This is a genomic window from Pseudaeromonas sharmana, assembly GCF_042649925.1.
Classification (GTDB): Bacteria; Pseudomonadota; Gammaproteobacteria; order Enterobacterales; family Aeromonadaceae; genus Pseudaeromonas; species Pseudaeromonas sharmana.
On the sequence record NZ_JBHSAF010000014.1, the window covers coordinates 366138 to 385603 of the forward strand.

Consider the following 19466-nt stretch of genomic DNA (forward strand, 5'->3'; position numbering starts at 1 on the left):
CTTAGTGAGCCCATTCCCCTGAGCCAGGTACATGGAATTGGTACCTGGCTTTTTTTATTCGCGGCTACACGAATCAGCGGCTGACTTTGTCTAACTGGATACCCTGCTGCAATAGCCAGGCTTCGGCGTCGGCCGGGATGTGGCTGTCGGTGATCACGCAGCCGATGGCCGCTATCGGGCCTATGCTGCCAGGATGGATGCGCCCGAACTTGCTTGAATCGGTCAAGATGATGTTCTGCTGACCTTTAGCCAAGATGGTGTTGGCCACATCGGCCCGCATCATGTTGCGATTGGTAAATCCGGTATGAACATGGAAGCCATCAACACCAATGAAGGCCTTGCTGAAATGCACATGCTGGATGCACAGACGGGTTAGCGGCCCAACCAGGCTCTCGCTGGCACTTTGATACTGCCCGCCCAGCAAAATGACCTCACTGCTGGAATCACGCAACTGATGGGCAATATAGGAACTTGAGGTGATGATACAAACATCGCCGCGCTCACCCAACAGCTTGGCCAACATCGTATTGGCGCTACCGCCTTCGATCAGCACACATTCGCCTGCCGCGACCATGCTGGCTGCGCGCTCGGCAATATGCAGTTTTATTTTGCTGCGCGCCCATTGCCGATGCTCGGGATCGTCACTGTCCATGACGGTGGCGGCACCGTGTACACGTTTGAGGAAACCTTTTTCTTCGAGGTAGTTCAAGTCCTGTCGTACCGTAACCTCGGACACACCAACCTGATCGGAAAGCTCGACGACGCTGATCCGGCCACGTTCGTTGACCAGCTCAAGAATAACAGAATGTCTGGGGTGCATGACTGCCCTCGTTTTTATCTCTATCCAGCTGTGTTGTTCGCGGATCACTCCCGATCCATGCCCGCAGTTCAGGCTGCTGACGGCCCGTCGACACTACTCCCTCTGGATAGATAAATCATCAGTTTATGCATGGATTCAGGCGCGTGTTCGCACTTTTTCCGAACCATCTGCTCAGTGTACAAGCAACCGGATGCCTATCGATGGTCTTGGCCTTGGCGCATTAGCATGATCTGGGTATCATGCGCGCGACCAGGCTAGGAAAACGTTTATCCCATAGGAGATCACCATGATTGGAACCCCCCATTGCCCATCAGCAACCCGCGCCTTATTGCTGGGGTCAGGAGAGTTGGGCAAGGAAGTCGCCATTGAGCTGCAACGTCTGGGCGTGGAGGTGATCGCCGTGGACCGTTACCCCAATGCCCCCGCCATGCAGGTTGCTCATCGCAGCCACGTCATCAGCATGCTAGATAGCGCCGCCTTACGTCAGCTAATTGAACAGGAAAAGCCGCACTACATCATCCCCGAGATCGAGGCCATTGCCACTGAGACGCTGCTTGAACTTGAGCAGGAGGGTTTTAATGTGGTGCCGACAGCGCGCGCCACCCGGCTGACCATGGATCGCGAAGGTATCCGCCGTCTCGCCGCAGAAACCCTTGCACTGAGCACCTCCCCCTATCAGTTTGCCGATACCGAAGCCGACTACCAGGCCGCAGTCGCAAAGATCGGCATGCCCTGTGTGGTCAAACCGGTCATGAGCTCCTCCGGCAAGGGACAGAGCGTCCTGCGTAGCAAAGAGCAGATCACACCGGCATGGCACTACGCCCAGGAAGGCGGACGCGCCGGCCGCGGTCGTGTAATCGTTGAAGGCTTTGTACCCTTCGATTATGAAATCACGCTGCTGACCATCAGTGCCGTCGATGGGATCCACTTTTGTGAGCCGATTGGCCATCGTCAGGAAGATGGCGACTACCGTGAATCCTGGCAGCCGCAACAGATGACACCTGAGGTACTGGCCAAGGCACAACATATCGCGCGTGAAGTGGTCAGCGCACTGGGAGGTTATGGCTTATTTGGTGTCGAGCTGTTTATCAAGGGCGACGACGTCTATTTCAGCGAAGTCTCTCCACGGCCGCACGATACTGGCCTTGTGACGCTGATCTCGCAGGATTTAAGCGAGTTTGCCTTACATGCACGCGCCATTCTCGGTTTGCCGATTGGGCGTATCACGCAGTACGGTGCAGCCGCCTCGGCGGTCATCCTGCGCGAAGGAGATTCGAAGAACATCCGTTACGCCAATCTGGCATCCGCACTGGCGCAAGTCCCAGGTGCACAACTACGTCTGTTCGCCAAACCAGAAATCGCCGGTCGACGTCGTCTCGGCGTCGCGCTGGTGCGCAGTGACAGCACTGACGCGGCCATCTCGCAGGCCATCTCGGTGGCTCAGGCAATCGACGTACAGTTCTAAGCCGATTTTTCATGGCTCTTCAAAGCCTGTGCCGTTCACGACACGGGCTTTTTTCTGTCAGCACATCCTGCTACGCTGCCGGCCTGTTCTGTTCCACCGTCTGAGATGGCACCTATATGGTCTGGTATACTCTGGCTGCTTTACACTGTTTCCTGTTGGCAATGCTGGCCCAGCAATGGCGCCAACCCGAATCGCAAAACCGCCAGCCTGCGCTCGGCACCGGCATGATGATCAGCCTATTGCTAATGAACGTTGCCGGCTTCTATCCATTGCTGATGGCCTATTTTCACCTCTATCCCATCAGTACCCCCAACCACTTTGCTATCGTGCTGCTGCTGTGGCAACTGACGTTGAGTGGCCTGCTGGTCACCTTCGCCGGCCCGCGATCACTGCGCGTGACCCGTCTTGCCAAATGGACTGGTTTGCCGCTGCAAGTTGCGCTGGGCCTGATTTCAGCCCTGGTGGCAACCGTTGTGCTCAGAATGGACATGGCCTCAGGCAGCCTGCTATCCGCCTGGACGCCGCTGTTTGTGCTGGCCTCGACTCTGTTGAGCATTGCCTACTGGAATCTGCTGTTGCGCGCGGCTCATCGCCTCGCCCAGCCATCATCCCCACAAGACGCTGACTAACCATCAGGCTCACCCACCACTACAACACAGGTTATGCCCAGGAGAAGCCATGTTTGCCCTCAATCGATTTGCTGCACTGCCTGCTGCCATGCTGCTTAGCCTGGTCAATACCCAACTGCGCGACCATTTTTCCAGCCTCGACGCACTGGCGGATTACCATGACATCCGAATCAGTGAGTTGTGCGCCTATCTGGAGGCGGGTGGATATATTTATGTCGCAGAGCAAAACCAATTCAAGGCCAAATAATCACGGCACAGTACTCAGGCCATAGCAGCGGATAACCACCGTATTTTCATGGCAGAACACAATACTATGCAGCGCGCAGCCACCTTATCCGAACCAGCATGATGAAATATCTTTTTTGATATTTTTCAAAAAATTACATTTTTTCGTTCTCGATATCCCATTTCACTCGCGCATTGACACTCCTGTTCGCCCTAGCCCCCTGGTTGCGCGGTGGCAGTCATGAAAAACCCCCTGCCATCGCTGACAGGGGGTTATATTTTCATCGCTCTGCCTGAATGGACTCAGGGCTTATTACCATGCGGTCTGACAGACTGGTTGGCGTGCCGATCGTTATTGGCTCGCGCTCCTGTCTGAGCCGTTTTCGCCGCCGGCTTGTGATGGGCCGGCTTGCCACTGCGTGCCGCGCCCGGACGCGATTCGCCATTCGCGCGCTCGCCTTGACGCGGTTGTCCCTGACGAGGCGGTCGGTTGCCCTGGCGCGGCTTGGCCGAACGAGACTCTGGCTCCTGCCCCTTGCGTGCCGGCTGGCCCTTGCCCTGGGCAATCGCCTCGACTGTTTCACGGCTCGGTTCAAACCCGGCAATGACCTGTTGTTCGATGCTCTGCTGGGTCAGCCGTTCGATGCCGCGTAACAGTTTACCTTCGTCGGCACTGACCAGGGAGATGGCGTGACCTGCGGCCCCCGCCCGGCCAGTACGACCGATGCGATGCACATAATCTTCGGCCACATTGGGCAGTTCGAAATTGACCACTTGCGGCAGCTTGTCGATGTCCAGACCGCGGGCTGCAATATCCGTAGCGACCAGCACACGGACGCTACCATTCTTGAAGCCATCCAGCGCCCGGGTGCGAGCCCCTTGACTCTTGTTGCCATGGATGGCGGCGGCAGTGACACCATCTTTTTCCAGTCGCTCAGCGAGGCGGTTGGCAATGTGTTTGGTACGAGTAAACACCAACACCTGCTGCCAGTTGTGTTCGCGCACCAGATGGCTCAACAAGGCGGGCTTGCTGGCCTTGTCTACCGGATGTACCAGTTGTTCTATGCGCTCGGCAGTGCTGTTGCGCGGTGCCACTTCTACCAGTTGCGGCTCATGCAGCAGACCTGTGGCCAAGTCACGGATCTCATCCGCGAAGGTCGCGGAAAAGAGCAGATTCTGGCGCTTGGCCGGCAGCAGTTTGAGAATACGGCGAATATCGTGGATGAATCCCATATCCAGCATACGGTCAGCTTCATCCAATACCAGGATTTCCAGATCTTCAAACCGCACTGCATTCTGGTTATACAGATCCAGTAGACGCCCAGGACAGGCGACCAGCACATCCACGCCTTTGCGCAAGGCCATCATCTGCGGATTTATGCTGACACCGCCGAACACCACCTGATAACGCAGTGGCAGATGACGGCCATAGTTGGCGATACTCTCACCGACCTGAGCGGCCAGCTCGCGCGTGGGGGCCAAGACCAAGGCGCGGATCCGGTTGGCGGTGGGACGCTTCGGGCGTGCTTCACTGCCCATCAGGCGTTGCAGCATGGGTAGAGTAAAACCCGCCGTTTTCCCGGTTCCGGTCTGCGCCGCCGCCATCAAGTCACGACCGGCCAGCACCACTGGGATCGCGGCCGCCTGGATCGGCGATGGGGTGTCATACCCTTGTTCGGCAATCGCGCGCAACAAGGACTCACTCAGACCGAGAGAAGCAAAATTCATAACAACCTACTGAAATATAAACATGGCACGGAGTTAACCGATACCGGACAAAGGGGAAGTCCGGCCCTGCAGCGGAACATCCGAAGAGAGGTGACTTCATGAGTTGCCGGTCTGGATCAAGGTCAACATTCCCGGCGGGCGCCAGCTTAACCGTTTTACCTGTTGCTGACGAGCACAATGTGATCGGCATCAAAAATAATATCCCGCTCACGAATGACACCCTGATCACGGCTCGGCGCGGTGTGGCAAGTTAATCTGGTCAATATCGATATCACGAGGAGTACCCAATGTCAGTTTCCACCATGGTGGCAACCCCGTCTTTGCAGGCCGTTATTTTCGACATGGATGGCGTGTTGATCGATTCAGAACCGCTATGGCAGCAAGGTGAATATGAGGTCTTTCGCGAAGCTGGAGTCCCGCTGACGCCGCAAATGTGTCAACAGACCATGGGGCTGCGTGTTGATCACGTTGTCAGGTACTGGCAGCAACGCTACCCGGACATAGTACTAGAGCCGCATGCTACAGCGCAGGCGATCCTAGACCGTGTTGCGGCGCAAATCATGCTTGAGGGTGTCCCCATGCCGGGTGTCGTCAATACATTACAACGCCTGCATGCCCAGGGGATAACGATTGGCCTGGCCACCTCGTCACCAGGGCAATTGGTGACGACCATTTTGCAAAAATTGCAGATCATCGACTATTTCACGCTCTGGCATAGTGCCGAGCATGAGCCCTATGGCAAGCCGCACCCGGCTGTCTATCTATCGGCGGCGGAACGACTCGGCGTTGCTCCCCAGCACTGTCTGGCGATTGAGGATAGTCTCAATGGCCTGCTGGCAGCCAAGTCAGCCGGTATGTCGCTGCTGGCTGTGCCGGATCACCGTTGCGCAACAGATCCGCGTTGGGTATGGGCCGATTACCGCCTGGACAGCTTGGAGGCATTCGATGACACACATCCGCTTTGGTCGCATCTGGCCACGTCACGGCACCCCTGAGACTAACACGCCAGCGCAGCTGTCAGCCTCGCCTGCTGCATCGACAGCCTGGCATGCACTGAGCCCGCAGCAGTGCCAGGAACAACTGGCTACGTCTGCAAACGGTCTGACGACCGAGGAGGCGCTGGCGCGGCAGCAGCTGTATGGTCTGAACCGGCTAACCCCGCCACCGCAGCGGCGATGGTGGACGCGGCTGATCAGCCAGTTACAGAACATGCTGATCTATGTGCTGTTGCTGGCGGCAGTGATGAGTCTGGTGACCGGTCACGCCACCGATGCCGCGGTGATCCTGGCCGTAGTGGTGATCAATGCGCTGTTTGGGGTGTTGCAAGAAGGCAAGGCCGAGCAGGCCTTGGCCAGTATCCGCAACATGCTGACGCTGATGGCGCGTGTGAGTCGTGATGGCCAACGTCAAACGCTAGACGCAGAACTCCTGGTGCCGGGCGATGTCATTCACCTTGAGTCAGGTGACAAGGTGCCAGCCGATCTGCGTGTGTTCGAGGCGCACAATCTCCTGGTGCAGGAAAGTGCGCTAACTGGTGAATCCAGCAGTGTCGGCAAGCAAGATGTTGCCTTGGCGCTTGAGACACCGTTAGCCGAGCAGAGCAACCTGCTGTTTGCCGGCACCCTGATCACCCAGGGGCGCGCCACCGGTTGGGTGGTACGAACCGGTGATGATACCGAACTGGGTCGTATCGGCAGCCTGCTGCGGCATGTAGCACCGATGGCAACCCCGTTGACGCGGCAGCTTGATCAATTAGGGCAGCAGTTGAGCCGCTACATCGTCCTGCTGGCCGTTGTAACCTTTCTGCTCGGCTGGTTGTGGCGAGACCTGCCACTCGACGGCCTGTTCATGGCCGCGGTAAGTCTGGCGGTGGCGGCGATTCCTGAAGGATTACCTGCTGTCGTCACCATAGCGCTGGCGATCGGTGTCCAGCGTCTGGCACAAAAGAATGCCATCATTCGTCAGCTCCCCGCGGTTGAGACGTTGGGCGCGGTCAGTGTCATCTGCACCGACAAAACGGGCACCTTGACTCGTAACGAGATGGTGGTGCGCGCCCTGGTGACACCGCAATCACAGTGGCGCGTCAGCGGACTGGGTTATGGCCCCGACGGTCAGATCCAGCCGCTTGATGCCAGCGCACCTGCAGCACAGGGTATGGATGCCTTACAAGCATTGTTGCGTGCGGCAGTGTTGTGTAATGACGCTCACCTACAGCACACCACCGAGGGTGACTGGCATCTTGACGGCGACCCGACTGAGGGTGCCCTGCTGGCAGCCGCGCAAAAGGCAGATATCGACTGGCAGGCAGTTCGACAGCAGCGCCCCCGGCTCCACCATATCCCCTTTGAATCAGCCATCGGCTTTATGGCCACGGCCCATGCGATGTCGGATCAGGTACTCTGGTTGATCAAGGGGGCGCCGGAGCAGCTGATCTCGCGTTGCCTCGCCACAGAGCACCAAGCGCATTGGCGCGTGCAGACCGAGCAATTGGCGCAGCAAGGGCTGCGCGTCCTGGCGCTGGCCCAATGGTGGGGCGAGGCTCTCAGCTCCCAGCTGCCTGATGTTGGTTGGCAGTGGCTAGGCCTTATCGGCATGCAGGATCCGCCTCGTCAGGAAGCGGCTAACGCGATTGCCGAATGCCAGCAGGCAGGCATACACCTCATCATGATTACCGGAGATCACATCAGCACAGCCAAGGCGATCGCCAGCCAGTTGGGGCTTGCAGCGCAACCGACCGCGCTCACCGGTCGCGAGTTGGATGCACTCGACGACGCGTCATTACGCCAGCGAGCCGTCACGCTGGATCTGCTCGCGCGCGCCACGCCGGCCAATAAATTGCGGCTGGTGCAAGCACTGCAGGCCGAGGGACATGTGGTCGCGATGACTGGCGATGGGGTGAATGATGCCCCCGCACTGCGCCAGGCTGACATTGGTGTGGCCATGGGACGCGGCGGAACCGAAGCGGCGAAAGAGGCTGCCGATATGGTGTTGGCAGACGACAACATTGCTACGCTGCGAGATGCGGTACGGCGTGGCAGAAATATCTATTCAGCCCTGCAACGCACGCTGATCTTTCTGCTGCCCACCAATGGGGCTCAGGCATTGGTGCTGTTACTGGCAATTCTCTGCGGTTGGGCCATGCCGATCTCGCCATTACAAATTCTGTGGATCAACATGGTCAGCGCCATCACACTGGCACTACCCCTTGCTTTCGAACCGCTCAACCCGGACCTGATGCGCCATAAGCCGCGTCCGGCAGCAGCACCATTGTTGCAGCTGGGGCACTGGGTACTGATTGCACTGGCAGCCGTGCTGATCTGTTTGCTGACGCTGGCACAATACCATCTCGCGCTGCTATGGGATGCCAGCCCGCAACAGGCGAGCAGCTTGGCCATACAGGGGCTCGTCATCTGTGAGATGTTCTTTTTGATCAATTGCCGCCGCCTGGAGCAACCGACACTTAACCGTGATGCCTGGCTGGGCAACCACACCGTTTGGTGGTCTTTTGCCGTGTTGGCACTATTACAACTGCTGCTGTGCTACCTTCCCGTCCTGCAACAGGCATTTGCCACCCGGGCCTTGTCATGGCGCGATTGGGGGCTGGTCTGGTTGCAAGGCCTGTGCTGCTATTTGGCAATTGAAACCGTGAAATGGCTGTTACATGATCAGCTAACACGCCCACGACTTGTTGTTGATCATCATGCTCGCTAGACTGCCGACCGCGAAAAATGACACAGGATCTTGCCATGCTTAGCCCATCTGTTATCACCACCCCAGTGGCCATCATTGGGGGCGGCCCGGCGGGCCTGTTTGCCGCCGAATGGCTTAGTCAGCAAGGACACCAGGTTCACCTGTTCGATGCCATGCCGTCGGTTGGTCGCAAATTCCTGCAAGCCGGCAAAGGCGGCATGAACCTGACACACTCCGAACCCTTTGCCGCATTTATCAGCCGTTACGGCGACGCCAGCACGCGGTTGGCGCCGCTACTGCAGGCATTTGGTGCCGACGCACTGCGTCAGTGGGCGCAAAGCCTGGGTATCGAGACATTTGTCGGCAGCTCGGGGCGGGTCTTTCCGACCGACATGAAAGCGGCCCCCCTGTTGCGACGCTGGCTGGAACGCCTGCGTGCTCAAGGCGTCTGCCTGCACATGCGGCACGAATGTTTGGGCTGGGATCCGCAAGGACGGTTACGTTTTGCCACCCCCGACGGTGAACGATGGGTGGACGCCCAAGCCTGCCTGCTGGCACTCGGCGGCGCCAGTTGGCCTCGTCTTGGTTCGACAGGGCGCTGGCGTGAATGGTTGATGGCCAACGGCATCGCCGTGACCCCTTTTGCTCCCAGCAATTGTGGGCTAGAGATCCGTTGGAGCGAACTCTTCAAAGAACGATTTGCGGGTAGTCCGTTGAAAACCTTGACCCTGACCGTCATGTCACACACTGGCGACAGGATCACGCGACAAGGGGAATGCGTGATCACAGAACATGGCATGGAAGGCAGCCTGCTCTACCCGTTTACCCCGCTAATTCGTCAACAGCTGCAACAGCAAGGTGTTGCACAATTCTGGCTGGATTTGCTGCCTGGTCGCACTCTGGAGCGCGTGCAAAAAGATCTGAGATTGCCACGTGGTGCCAAATCCCTCTCCAACCACTTGCGCAGTCGATTGGGACTCGAGGGAGCCAAAGCGGCGCTGCTCAGAGAGTGCCTGAGTGCCGAACAGATGAACGATCTTTCTCAGCTGGCACTCTTGATCAAACAACTGCCCGTGACCGTCTCGGCGCTGCGCCCCCTGGCAGAGGCAATCAGCACCGCCGGCGGCGTAGACTTTGATACGCTCAATCCAGACTTGATGCTCAACGCCCTCCCCGGTGTCTTTTGCGCCGGTGAGATGCTGGATTGGGAGGCACCAACCGGCGGCTATCTTCTCACCGCCTGCTTTAGTACAGGTTTGCATGCGGCTAAAGGCATTGATTACTGGTTGCGACATGGCGCCTGATCACACCTATGTCACAAAGTGACGACATTCTGTACCTGGCTTAGGAACAAAACATGGATTTTAGGGTCTATTTATCTGATCCCGATCGCAAAAAGGGCCAAGGATCGGGAATGTTCTTTTGACAGATTTGTCAAATTGAACAATAAAGAGACAACTCACGCCAACCAGAGAGGGACGCTTATGCAGCGAATTGACTATACACGCCTGAAAGATCAGGTCTTCGACGTGCTGGACAATTGTGGTTCTCCCTATCAGGAAACCAGGGCATTGTGTATCGATAACAACTTGCCTTTTGGACTGCGCGAAGAGGAGATGGTCTCCAACGCTATCAGCGAGTACCACGGCTGGAAAGATAACAGCAGCAACTCACTGATCGGCTAAATACCGCCCAAGGTGATCACGACCAGACAGGCCCGGACCACTGATATCCGGGCCTGTCTTTTTCTGCTAGCCGTTGATCAGCACAAAATGTCATACCAATGCTAGAATAATCGCGTTTTGCTACCGACCTTGAGAACAGCGCGTTGAATCAAGCACCTGCCCCTACTTTTTACTTTCATGATTACGAAAGTTTTGGCATCCATCCCGGCCGCGATCGCCCCGCTCAGTTTGCCGGTATCCGTACCGATGCTGAACTCAATCCGATTGGCGAACCGCTGATGATCTACTGTCGTATGCCACTGGATTACCTTCCTGATCCCGAGGCTTGCCTGATCACCGGAATCACGCCACAGCAGGTAAACCGTGATGGTCTGTGCGAAGCAGATTTTATGGGACGCATCCATCAGGAGTTCAGCCATCCGCAAACGTGCATCCTCGGTTACAACAATGTCCGTTTTGACGATGAGTTTACGCGCTACGGTTTCTATCGGAACTACATCGATCCCTATGCCTACAGTTGGCAAAATGGCAATTCGCGTTGGGACTTGCTGGATGTCGTGCGCGCCTGCTTTGCATTGCGTCCAGAAGGCATTGAGTGGGTCTACGATGACGAAGGAAAACCAAGTTTCAAGCTTGAACGCCTCACTGTCGCCAATGGCATCGGGCATCAACATGCACACGATGCGTTATCTGACGTCTATGCCACGATCGGGATCGCACGACTGATCCGTGAACGCCAGCCAAAGTTATTCCATTACCTGTTTGATTTACGAAGCAAACAACGGGTAAAGGCCCTGATTGATATTCCCGGCATGAAACCGCTGGTGCATGTCTCAGGCATGTTTCCGGCAACGCAAGGTTGTGCTAGCTGGGTTCTGCCGATGGCCTGGCATCCAGACAATCCCAATGCCGTCATTGTGGTAGACCTGGCGCGCGATGTGACCCCCTTGATTGATCTGGATGTCGATGAACTTCGGCAACGTCTCTACATCCGCCGTGAGGAGTTGGCGGACCTGGCCCCAATCCCGCTGAAATTGGTACACATCAATAAGTGTCCGGTGCTGGCGCCCGCCGCAACCTTGACGGAACAACGGGCCGATGAGCTGGGTATTGACCGAAAACAGTGCCGCAGCAGCCTTAATCTGCTGCGCCAGCATCCTGAACTTCAAGAAAAATTGCGCGCCGTCTTCAGCCAACCTCGTCCAGTCCCTCCTGAGGATGAAGCCGCCGAGCTGCAGCTGTACGCCGGCTTCATTGAGCAGGCAGATCGGCAGACCATGATGCTGGTACGTGAGACAGCCCCCGAACTGCTCTCTTCCCGACCATTTTTGTTCAATGATGCTCGCCTGCAAGCCATGCTGTTTAACTATCGAGCCAGAAACTATCCACACACCCTGTCAAGCGAAGAGGTGCGACGTTGGCAACGCCACTGCAGCGACTATATCAATCAACATGCTGAGCAATATGTTCTGAAACTTGAGTTGCTGCTGGAGCAACATGCGCAGGACAGCCGAAAAGTGACACTGCTAAGAACCCTCGCCCATTATTTGCAGACCCTGTAATGGACTTTGCAGCATGGAACTACACAGGCTTAACGCAGATGGTTCGAGAGACACAAGTAACATCTGTTGTCTTTACCCGCAGACCGTCCCCTGTTCCCGCGGATAAAACGAAGGCGCCGTTGGCGCCTTCGTTGATCTGCATGGTGTAGTGAGTGTCAGAACACCACTGTTACCCCACCTGCCCCAGTTTAAACTGCTGCACCGTCTGTTCTTGTTGCTCACACAGTCTATCCAGTGCATTGCTTTGGCTGGCCATGTCGTTCATGGTACGGCTGCTTTGTTCAATGACGTCCGACATCTCGTTGATGCTGCGGCTAATTTCACGGCTCGCCACCGTCTGTTCACGCGTAGCGTTGGCGATGAGCTCAGCGGCATTGCGCACATTGAGCATATGATCGGCGATCATGCCAATGGCCTCATTCACCTGATTCATCTTGTCTTTGCCCTGAACCATCATCGACAGGCTCTCGCGCATGCTGGCGACGGCTCCGGAAGATTTCTGCTGTAACTCGGTGATCATGGCATTGATCTCTTGAGTACTCTGGTTAGTGCGGCTCGCCAAATTACGCACTTCATCCGCCACAACGGCAAAACCGCGTCCATGCTCGCCGGCCCGCGCCGCTTCAATGGCCGCGTTCAGCGCCAGCAAATTGGTTTGCTCCGAGATGCCGGCGATCACTTCGAGGATACCGCCTATGTGTTCACTCTGTGCTGAGACCTGCTGAATCACCCCTTCACTGTGTTTCAAGTTTTCAAACAGCGTCGACACCAGGTGATTATTTTCGCCAACCAGTTGCCGTCCGGACTGTACCTGTTGGTCAACAGACAACACCATATCCAGGCTGGACTGGGTATTGCTGTTCACATCCTGAATCGCATGCTCCATTTCGGTGATGGTTGCCGCCAGTGTGGTCATGGTGGACGATTGCACCTGCACCTGAGAGGCAAGCACATCGGCTGACTCACGATTCTTGTTGGCCGTCAGCCGGGTCTGTTCCGCACCGCTCTTCACCACGGTCAGCGCCTGATTAAACTCGCGGATCACCGCATTGATATCGCGTTGCAGTTCTGCAAACTCGCCGCTAAAACGCCCTTCCACTCGTTGCGTGAAGTTACCCGCAGCCAACTGGCGCAAAATGCGCTGCAGCGCCTCCATCGGCCCCTTTATTGAAACCGACAAACGCCAGCCGACAATGGCCGCGAAGAACAGGCTCAACAGTAACGACAACATAATGCTCAACGTGGTGGTACTGATACTGGTGGTCGCATTCTCAAACGCACGATCGCCAATCGTCTTGACATCATGGCTCAGCTGTTGTTCCTGCTGCAGTCCCTGATTGACGTGTTCCGAAAGCAGCTGGACTTGCTCGAGCAACTGCGCTCGTTTGCCTTGCAATGCCACATAGCGCGCAATGGCGCCGTTTTTAACACCATCATTCTCCCGCAGGGCTGCAATGCCTTGCGCAAAGTCACTGTTTTCCTTGGCCGCCACCAATTCCTGTTCCAACACATTGGCCGCATTGAGGATCATCCCGGACATCGACACGGCGTTTTGTTGGATACGCTTCATCTCTTCCAGTGATTGGGCACTGAAAATCGCGTTCACCATGTATTCCATCGTGCCCAACTGGGTATAGATCTGTTTGGCTAACGAATCGATGTAGGGGTCATCCTGGCGTTGTGCCTGAAATGAACTATCTACCGCCACCCGAGCAAAACTGAGCTTGTTCAGAAAGTCTGTTTTGATACGATCGATTTTGGCAGTTTCATCCAGAATCTCCTGTCGTATCTGGTAAAGACGTTGTCCATCCTGAAACACTGTGCTGACACTCTTCTTGAGCTCTGCAGCAATGGTTGAACTGTTTCCCGCACTCCCCAATGTTTGCAGCGCGCCGCTCAGATCATCAATTTTTTGATCCAGCCCCCGGCTTTCGCTAACAAAGCTATCTCGAGCCTGTTCCAGCTCTTTTTTATTGTTGGCAAAGACCATGTCATTGGACATCTTGCTGATCCGCAACAGGCCTTGACCAATGGCGTTGCCATCTTCTCTGAGTCTGGCTATATCCTTGACGACCAGCGAAAAGGCGGCGTCGATGCGACTCATATTGAAATAGGAGAATGCCCCACCCAGCGCCATCAGGCCGCATAGAATGGCAAAGGCAATCACCACCTTGATTGTCAGCTTCATATCATGGTTCCTTGTAGTACCGCTCAAATCTGTTTACCGTCACAGTCGCAATGTAACGTCTCTGCGGACGTTTCTTCTTTTGATATCAGCACTTCCTGCTCTATTGTAGGGCGATTTTTGACGAGATAGGTAAACAGAAGGCTAATATCCGTATGTTATTACTGCAAAAAGCACAAGCTGTGTACACGGACGCATTGCAGGCGGGTCATTTGACCCCTATCGAGACACGTGCGGAGATTATTTACCAACGCAACATTGCCTTCTCGATCAAGATCGCGGCGCATTGGCAGCAACGAAAAGCGGCGCGCCATGACACAGCCCAGCATGCGCAGGTCCAGCACAATCCATTTCTTCCCTTTGAGAACGCATTACATGTCGCCGATATCGATCCGCAGCATGTCTGCATTCTCAACAAGTTTCCGGTGCTGCAACCCCACCTGCTGCTGATTAGCCGCACTTTTGAAGCCCAGGTGTCGCCACTGACGCTGCAAAATTTTCAGGCGGCACAGTGCCTGATGCAGCAATTGGGTCAAGAGGGCATCTTGTTTTATAACGCGGGCCCCAGCGCCGGTGCCAGCCAGCCACATCGGCATATGCAGTGGATCCCGACCCCCGCTTACGCTGGAATCAACCCGCTTGAGCATGCCGACTTGCTCGGACCCCATTTTCTAGCGCAACCAGGTCTGGATGCCCAAGCGCTCTACCTCTGCTATCAGCAAGGCTTACAACAGCTCGATTGGCAACCCGGCTGCGCCTATAACCTGCTGCTGTCTCGCGACTGGCTATGGATGATTCCGCGTCGCGCCGCCGCATGGCAGCACATCGCTATCAATAGCCTGGGGTTTATCGGTTCGTTCTTTGCTCGCAATCAGCTTGAAGCCGATCAACTCCGTGAATTTGGTTTTATACAAGCGCTGCAGCATGTGGTGGGATGGCATAGATCGCCTATCCGCAAGTTAGATCACCATCCCGAACAGTAATCACGCTCACGAGGAACAGGGAGCAAGCCGCGCCCCCTCTGATCGCCAATGGATAAGCTTGCGTCATCACCGCGAGTGTAACCTTGTTGATATCGCAGAATTTGGTTGGGCGCGTCAGTGAAAGAGCTTGCCTATTCCGCTTTCCAGGCCTTTACCGACTTTACCGGGCAACTGTTTGATGTTGTCCAATTTTAATAGGGATCCAAGTTGTACACGGTAGTCAGGTTGACTCCAGGTGCCGATTATCTGCACAGGTATTGTCAGGTTGTATAAATCGGCCAACTCGGCACCGCCCTGCCCTTTGCTGGTCGCCACGACGGCGACATCCAAATCAATATCCAGCGTCTCACGTTCAAGCTGGGTCAGCCCCTGGCCGCTGATTCTAAACAGCGGTGACGCCATCTTGATCTTGCTGAAACGGGCCAGACCCGGGGTCAACATCATATCCAGGCGCAATGCCGAAAAGTCAGTCCGTTTGACCGTATGGGGTTGCGTTTTCCCCTTTAACTTCGCTTTGGCGTCACGCAACATGGCGGCCAGATTAATGCCCTGCATGGCACCATCATCGACAGTGACCCATAGCGTACCCTGGGTATGACGTCGCAAGGAGGTAGGCAGCACTCCCAGTCCGGATAGCTCACCACTTGCTGAAGCAAGCCCGGACAAAGGGGCCTTGCCCAGCGCCATCAACATCAATGGCTGTATCTGCAAACGGTGAAGATCCGGTTTGAGTCGCCATACCAGTGGATAGGTTGCAAAATCGGACTGGCCGCTGATACTCATTCGCCCGCCGAAGACCTTGTCAATCTCCAGCCGTTGCAGGGTGAACAGCTGCTTTTCGAGCGAGCTCTCCCAGCTCACCCCTGTCAGCTGCATCGCTTCGTGCTTGATTTCTCCGATCTGCCAACGATGATGCCAGAACAACTCAGGCAAACCGCGCAGATCCGGCTCCTGATTAGAGATTGCTTTATCGTTGCGGGAAGCCTTAGACCCCGTCGGCGATGGCGGTGCTAGCCAGGCAACATCAAGCAGCGGGGTTTGGAAGCTGGAGTCGATGCGTAATACCGGAGCCCACTGCACATCGAGTTTGCCGGTCAATGCTAACGGCCCCATGGTGGCCGTTAAAGTATCCAGCAACACCTTGTGCTGTTGAATATCCAGCTCAAGGCGCCCCGCGGCTTTGATGTTTCGCACCGGGACCGGAACGGCATCTAGCTGCAGTATTGTGGCTAACTGCCAGTTGTTAAACAGGAACCGATCCTGCTGCCGACTGACGTCCGCACTGGTTTCTAGCTGTATCTGCTGTGCACCCACATCCAGCTGCGCCTTCATGGTGACGGCGCTATGCAAGGGTTCACTAATCTCGGTGGTGTGAAAATCCAGCCGGGTTAATCGCAATGGCGGACCATCGGGGCGCACGATTGTCAGCTCTCCGCCCTGAACATCGATGCCCGCGACGGACCAGGAGGTTATCTGAGGCGCCGTGCTTGCCGGCGCCGCTCCGGTCTGTGCATCTGGAACCTGTGTGGTTTGGGAGGTAAACAGCAGGTCGTCGAGGTTCGTTTTACCATCGGCACGCCGCTGTAGCAAAATGCGTGGCGCCATCAGGCGTATCTGCTCGAGCTCTAAGCGTCCCGAGAGCAACGCCATCAAGCCGAGCCCCACATCCGCTTGGGCTACCTGCAGCATGGGTGTCGGATCAAAGCCAGGTGCATTGCCCAGGGTAAGATCATTCACCTGCAGTCCAAGCGATGGATACCAGCGCCAGCTTACAGGCCCCTTAACCGATAATTCGCGTCCGGTTTGGGCGCGAACCTGTTCAATGAGACGATTCTGCAGGGCACTGAAGTCGATGCTTGCCATGAAAATGCCCAGGCCAGACACCATCAGCAGGAGCAATGCCCCCAACAGCAGGAGTATTTTTTTCATGGCTGCCCTCCAGTTAGTGCATTCAGGCAGCCTCTTGCTGGCTCAGTCTTGATTGATCCGGCTGGCCACAGCCCCCTGCTGACTCTTGTATTTTGCATTGGCGCGTTTGTTGTACGGACGCACCGCAGGGCCAGATAACAGCTCGAAATTCAGCGCCCCAATCACCATTTTAGGACGTAATGCCAGCGGCAGTCGGCCACCGTTATAAAATTCCAGAACAATGCGCCCTGACCAACCCGGATCGATTCGATGGGCGGTAACGTGCACCATCAGCCCCAACCGCGCCAGCGATGACCTGCCATCAAGCCATCCCACAATGTTATCCGGTAGCGTCACAGACTCCAGCGTGACCGCCAGCGCTAACTCCCCTGGATGCAGGATGAAAGCTTCACCATCGGCAATGACGATTTCATCGCTCATGACACGATTGATGGCCTCGGCAACCTCTTCCCGCGGACCGCTGAGATCGATGTATGGCGCAGTGTGCGCCTGAAACACCCGAAATTCATTGCCTAGCAGGACATCCACACTGACGCCACTGATTCTGTCACTCCCCGGCGGCGGCTCTATGCTGATTTTGCCCTCGGCCAGGTATTTCTCGATGTCACTATCGCAAAGACGCATTCCTTGTTCTCCTGGAATCAACAACCCGGCACTCAGCCCCGCAACATGTGCAGGATCCGGGCCTTAATCATGTCAATGGCGATGCGATTACGGCCACCACGGGGCACTATCACATCTGCATACTGTTTGGACGGCTCGATAAATTGCAAAAACATCGGCCGCACGGTGTTTTGGTACTGTTTGAGCACGGAATCCATGGTTCGACCCCGCTCCTGTACGTCCCGCACCAGTCGACGAATAAGGCAGATATCCAACGGCGTGTCCATGAAGATGCTGACATCCATCAGCTCCCGCAGATGCGGTTCATTGAGCAATAGAATGCCTTCAAGAATGATCACGCGCTTGGGACTGAAACCTAATGTCTCCTGCAGGCGCGTGTGCTCGGTATAGGAATAACGCGGAATGTCGACCGCCTCCCCTTTGAGAAGACGGGTCAGGTGTTGAGCCAGCAAATTGTGATCGAAGGCATTCGGATGGTCATAATTGGTCTTCACCCGCTCTTCCATCGTCAGATGCGACTGATCCTTGTAATAACAATCTTCAGTGATAACACCGATCTGATCTTCACCCAGCTCCTGTACCAACTCTTCAAAAATGGTGTGGGCAATCAGACTTTTGCCGGAGGCAGACGCCCCGGCAATTCCAATGATGACACAGGAACGCGCTTGTTCGGACATGACTCTCTACTCGGTAACAGCGTGGAAAGGGCTTACAGCGCCAGATTATACAGAAAAGTGTCTGCAAATGGCGTTTTTGTGCTGTAAGCCCCAGGCCAGCGGGCCATTTTTACGCCGGTGCAGTAAAAATGGTGGCCGGAATCGTTTTTCCACTAAAGTACAGCCGTACCGCAACCTGCCTGGCCAAACGATGATAACCGCTGGCCAGGTCTGACAAGGGTGCCGACGCCACGACCGGTTGTCCCTCATCCATGCTGCGACGCACATTGATATGCAGCGGCAACGAAGCCAGCAGCGGGATATTAAACTCATCTGCCAACGCCGCACCGCCACCACAGCCAAACAGCGGCTCTTCATGTCCACACTGGCTGCAGACATGCACGCTCATGTTCTCCACGATGCCCAGCACCGGGATGTTGACCTTCTCCAACATCGAAATACCCTTGCGCACGTCGATCAGCGCGACATCCTGCGGGGTTGTGACCATCACGACGGCGGTGGTAGGAATCTGTTGTGCCATCGTCAGTTGAATATCACCGGTGCCTGGTGGCATATCGACAATCAGGTAATCGAGATCTCCCCACAGGGTTTCGTGTAACAGCTGGCCCAGCGCTTTGCTGGCCATGGGCCCGCGCCAAACCACCGACTCCTCGGCCGGAACCAGATAGCCGATGCTCAAGGTTGCCAGCCCACTGGCCGGCACAGGCCGCATGTGTTTGCCATCCGGACTTTCTGGGCGCGCTGTTTGTAGCCCCAACATGGTCGGAATGGAGGGACCATAAATGTCTGCATCCAGGAGCCCGACTCGGGCGCCTTGACGCGAAAGCGCCAACGCCAGGTTGACCGCCACCGTCGACTTGCCAACGCCACCCTTCGCCGAGGCAACCGCAATCACATTGCGAATACCGGGGATGCCGGGCACTGCAGTGGCTCGAGCCAACGCGGCTATTTCCTGTCGCACCTGCCAGCCAATCCGTTGCACCTTGGGGAGGGCAAGCAAGCGCGGTTCGATTTCTGCCTGCAACTGCTGTTGCCAGTCGTTACTTGCCAGCGGCCACAGCAGCGAGATGGTCAGCAGGCCGTCCTCAAGGTTGACCTGCTGTACAAATCCGGCGCTGACAATATCCAGTGGCCAGCCATCCGGTTGAAATAGACGCAACTGTTGCCAAATCTGCTCCACGGCATGCTCCTCGTCATCAATGCGGAATGCTGATTGTTAACAAATTGTTCCAAGGCGTCCATCACTATCCACGGCTGTCTTGCG

Annotated in this window: 16 protein-coding genes; 9 read left to right on the forward strand and 7 right to left on the reverse strand. The window is 56.0% G+C overall.

Annotated features, from left to right (window positions below; all coding sequences use genetic code 11):
- Positions 1-73 precede the first annotated feature (73 nt).
- Positions 74-820 (reverse strand): DeoR family transcriptional regulator, encoded by a 747-nt coding sequence (locus ACFOSS_RS11425; protein WP_377152565.1) that lies wholly within the window; start codon positions 818-820, stop codon positions 74-76.
- Between the two features lie 286 nt (positions 821-1106).
- Here ACFOSS_RS11425 and purT point away from each other — a divergent pair, with 286 nt between their 5' ends.
- The 3 genes from purT to ACFOSS_RS11440 all read left to right on the forward strand — a co-directional run bounded on the left by purT (position 1107) and on the right by ACFOSS_RS11440 (position 3161).
- Positions 1107-2285, forward strand: a complete 1179-nt coding sequence (gene purT, locus ACFOSS_RS11430; RefSeq protein WP_377152567.1) for a formate-dependent phosphoribosylglycinamide formyltransferase — start codon at positions 1107-1109, stop codon at positions 2283-2285.
- A gap of 116 nt (positions 2286-2401) precedes the next feature.
- On the forward strand, positions 2402-2914 hold the full coding sequence (locus ACFOSS_RS11435) for a hypothetical protein (protein ID WP_377152569.1): 513 nt from the start codon (positions 2402-2404) through the stop codon (positions 2912-2914).
- Positions 2915-2963: 49 nt separating this feature from the next.
- On the forward strand, positions 2964-3161 hold the full coding sequence (locus tag ACFOSS_RS11440; protein ID WP_377152572.1) for a DUF4250 domain-containing protein: 198 nt from the start codon (positions 2964-2966) through the stop codon (positions 3159-3161).
- 281 nt (positions 3162-3442) lie between these two features.
- Here the strand turns inward: ACFOSS_RS11440 and ACFOSS_RS11445 are convergent, their stop codons facing one another.
- Positions 3443-4867 (reverse strand): DEAD/DEAH box helicase, encoded by a 1425-nt coding sequence (locus tag ACFOSS_RS11445; RefSeq protein WP_377152575.1) that lies wholly within the window; start codon positions 4865-4867, stop codon positions 3443-3445.
- A 287-nt stretch (positions 4868-5154) separates the two neighbouring features.
- Between ACFOSS_RS11445 and hxpB the strand changes: the two genes are divergently transcribed.
- The 5 genes from hxpB to sbcB all read left to right on the forward strand — a co-directional run bounded on the left by hxpB (position 5155) and on the right by sbcB (position 11804).
- Complete coding sequence (gene hxpB / locus ACFOSS_RS11450; protein ID WP_377152578.1) at positions 5155-5862, forward strand: hexitol phosphatase HxpB; 708 nt, start codon at positions 5155-5157, stop codon at positions 5860-5862.
- Positions 5813-8578: a cation-translocating P-type ATPase gene (locus ACFOSS_RS11455; protein WP_377152581.1), complete on the forward strand. Its 2766-nt coding sequence runs from the start codon at positions 5813-5815 to the stop codon at positions 8576-8578. Before hxpB ends, ACFOSS_RS11455 begins: the two co-directional genes overlap by 50 nt.
- A gap of 35 nt (positions 8579-8613) precedes the next feature.
- Positions 8614-9861 (forward strand): TIGR03862 family flavoprotein, encoded by a 1248-nt coding sequence (locus ACFOSS_RS11460; RefSeq protein WP_377152583.1) that lies wholly within the window; start codon positions 8614-8616, stop codon positions 9859-9861.
- 180 nt (positions 9862-10041) lie between these two features.
- Positions 10042-10242, forward strand: a complete 201-nt coding sequence (locus ACFOSS_RS11465) for a hypothetical protein (RefSeq protein WP_377152585.1) — start codon at positions 10042-10044, stop codon at positions 10240-10242.
- Between the two features lie 143 nt (positions 10243-10385).
- Positions 10386-11804, forward strand: a complete 1419-nt coding sequence (sbcB, locus tag ACFOSS_RS11470) for an exodeoxyribonuclease I (RefSeq protein WP_377152587.1) — start codon at positions 10386-10388, stop codon at positions 11802-11804.
- A gap of 169 nt (positions 11805-11973) precedes the next feature.
- On the opposite strand, the gene ACFOSS_RS11475 is transcribed toward sbcB, so the two are convergent.
- Positions 11974-13992, reverse strand: coding sequence for a methyl-accepting chemotaxis protein (locus ACFOSS_RS11475; protein WP_377152589.1), 2019 nt, complete (start codon positions 13990-13992; stop codon positions 11974-11976).
- A 152-nt stretch (positions 13993-14144) separates the two neighbouring features.
- Here ACFOSS_RS11475 and ACFOSS_RS11480 point away from each other — a divergent pair, with 152 nt between their 5' ends.
- The gene (locus tag ACFOSS_RS11480; RefSeq protein WP_377152591.1) at positions 14145-14972 is read left to right on the forward strand and encodes a DUF4922 domain-containing protein; all 828 of its coding nucleotides are present in this window, start codon (positions 14145-14147) and stop codon (positions 14970-14972) included.
- Between the two features lie 114 nt (positions 14973-15086).
- Here the strand turns inward: ACFOSS_RS11480 and ACFOSS_RS11485 are convergent, their stop codons facing one another.
- From ACFOSS_RS11485 to apbC, 4 genes are all read right to left on the reverse strand, one after another.
- Complete coding sequence (locus ACFOSS_RS11485; protein ID WP_377152594.1) at positions 15087-16901, reverse strand: AsmA family protein; 1815 nt, start codon at positions 16899-16901, stop codon at positions 15087-15089.
- Between the two features lie 42 nt (positions 16902-16943).
- A complete protein-coding gene (gene dcd / locus ACFOSS_RS11490; protein ID WP_377152597.1) occupies positions 16944-17525 on the reverse strand; it encodes a dCTP deaminase in 582 nt (193 codons plus the stop codon).
- Positions 17526-17557: 32 nt separating this feature from the next.
- Positions 17558-18202, reverse strand: coding sequence for a uridine kinase (gene udk, locus ACFOSS_RS11495; RefSeq protein ID WP_377152600.1), 645 nt, complete (start codon positions 18200-18202; stop codon positions 17558-17560).
- A 109-nt stretch (positions 18203-18311) separates the two neighbouring features.
- On the reverse strand, positions 18312-19382 hold the full coding sequence (apbC, locus tag ACFOSS_RS11500; protein ID WP_377152602.1) for an iron-sulfur cluster carrier protein ApbC: 1071 nt from the start codon (positions 19380-19382) through the stop codon (positions 18312-18314).
- Positions 19383-19466 lie beyond the last annotated feature (84 nt).

Excerpts from the sequence above, each read along its gene's own strand:
- ACFOSS_RS11485 (WP_377152594.1), bottom strand. The coding sequence starts at position 16,901 with ATGAAAAAAATACTCCTGCTGTTGGGGGCATTGCTCCTGCTGATGGTG.
- ACFOSS_RS11440 (WP_377152572.1), top strand. The coding sequence starts at position 2,964 with ATGTTTGCCCTCAATCGATTTGCTGCACTGCCTGCTGCCATGCTGCTT.
- ACFOSS_RS11425 (WP_377152565.1), bottom strand. The coding sequence starts at position 820 with ATGCACCCCAGACATTCTGTTATTCTTGAGCTGGTCAACGAACGTGGC.
- ACFOSS_RS11480 (WP_377152591.1), top strand. The coding sequence starts at position 14,145 with ATGTTATTACTGCAAAAAGCACAAGCTGTGTACACGGACGCATTGCAG.
- udk (WP_377152600.1), bottom strand. The coding sequence starts at position 18,202 with ATGTCCGAACAAGCGCGTTCCTGTGTCATCATTGGAATTGCCGGGGCG.
- ACFOSS_RS11475 (WP_377152589.1), bottom strand. The coding sequence starts at position 13,992 with ATGAAGCTGACAATCAAGGTGGTGATTGCCTTTGCCATTCTATGCGGC.
- purT (WP_377152567.1), top strand. The coding sequence starts at position 1,107 with ATGATTGGAACCCCCCATTGCCCATCAGCAACCCGCGCCTTATTGCTG.
- hxpB (WP_377152578.1), top strand. The coding sequence starts at position 5,155 with ATGTCAGTTTCCACCATGGTGGCAACCCCGTCTTTGCAGGCCGTTATT.
- ACFOSS_RS11445 (WP_377152575.1), bottom strand. The coding sequence starts at position 4,867 with ATGAATTTTGCTTCTCTCGGTCTGAGTGAGTCCTTGTTGCGCGCGATT.
- ACFOSS_RS11435 (WP_377152569.1), top strand. The coding sequence starts at position 2,402 with ATGGTCTGGTATACTCTGGCTGCTTTACACTGTTTCCTGTTGGCAATG.
- ACFOSS_RS11465 (WP_377152585.1), top strand. The coding sequence starts at position 10,042 with ATGCAGCGAATTGACTATACACGCCTGAAAGATCAGGTCTTCGACGTG.
- ACFOSS_RS11460 (WP_377152583.1), top strand. The coding sequence starts at position 8,614 with ATGCTTAGCCCATCTGTTATCACCACCCCAGTGGCCATCATTGGGGGC.
- dcd (WP_377152597.1), bottom strand. The coding sequence starts at position 17,525 with ATGCGTCTTTGCGATAGTGACATCGAGAAATACCTGGCCGAGGGCAAA.
- ACFOSS_RS11455 (WP_377152581.1), top strand. The coding sequence starts at position 5,813 with ATGACACACATCCGCTTTGGTCGCATCTGGCCACGTCACGGCACCCCT.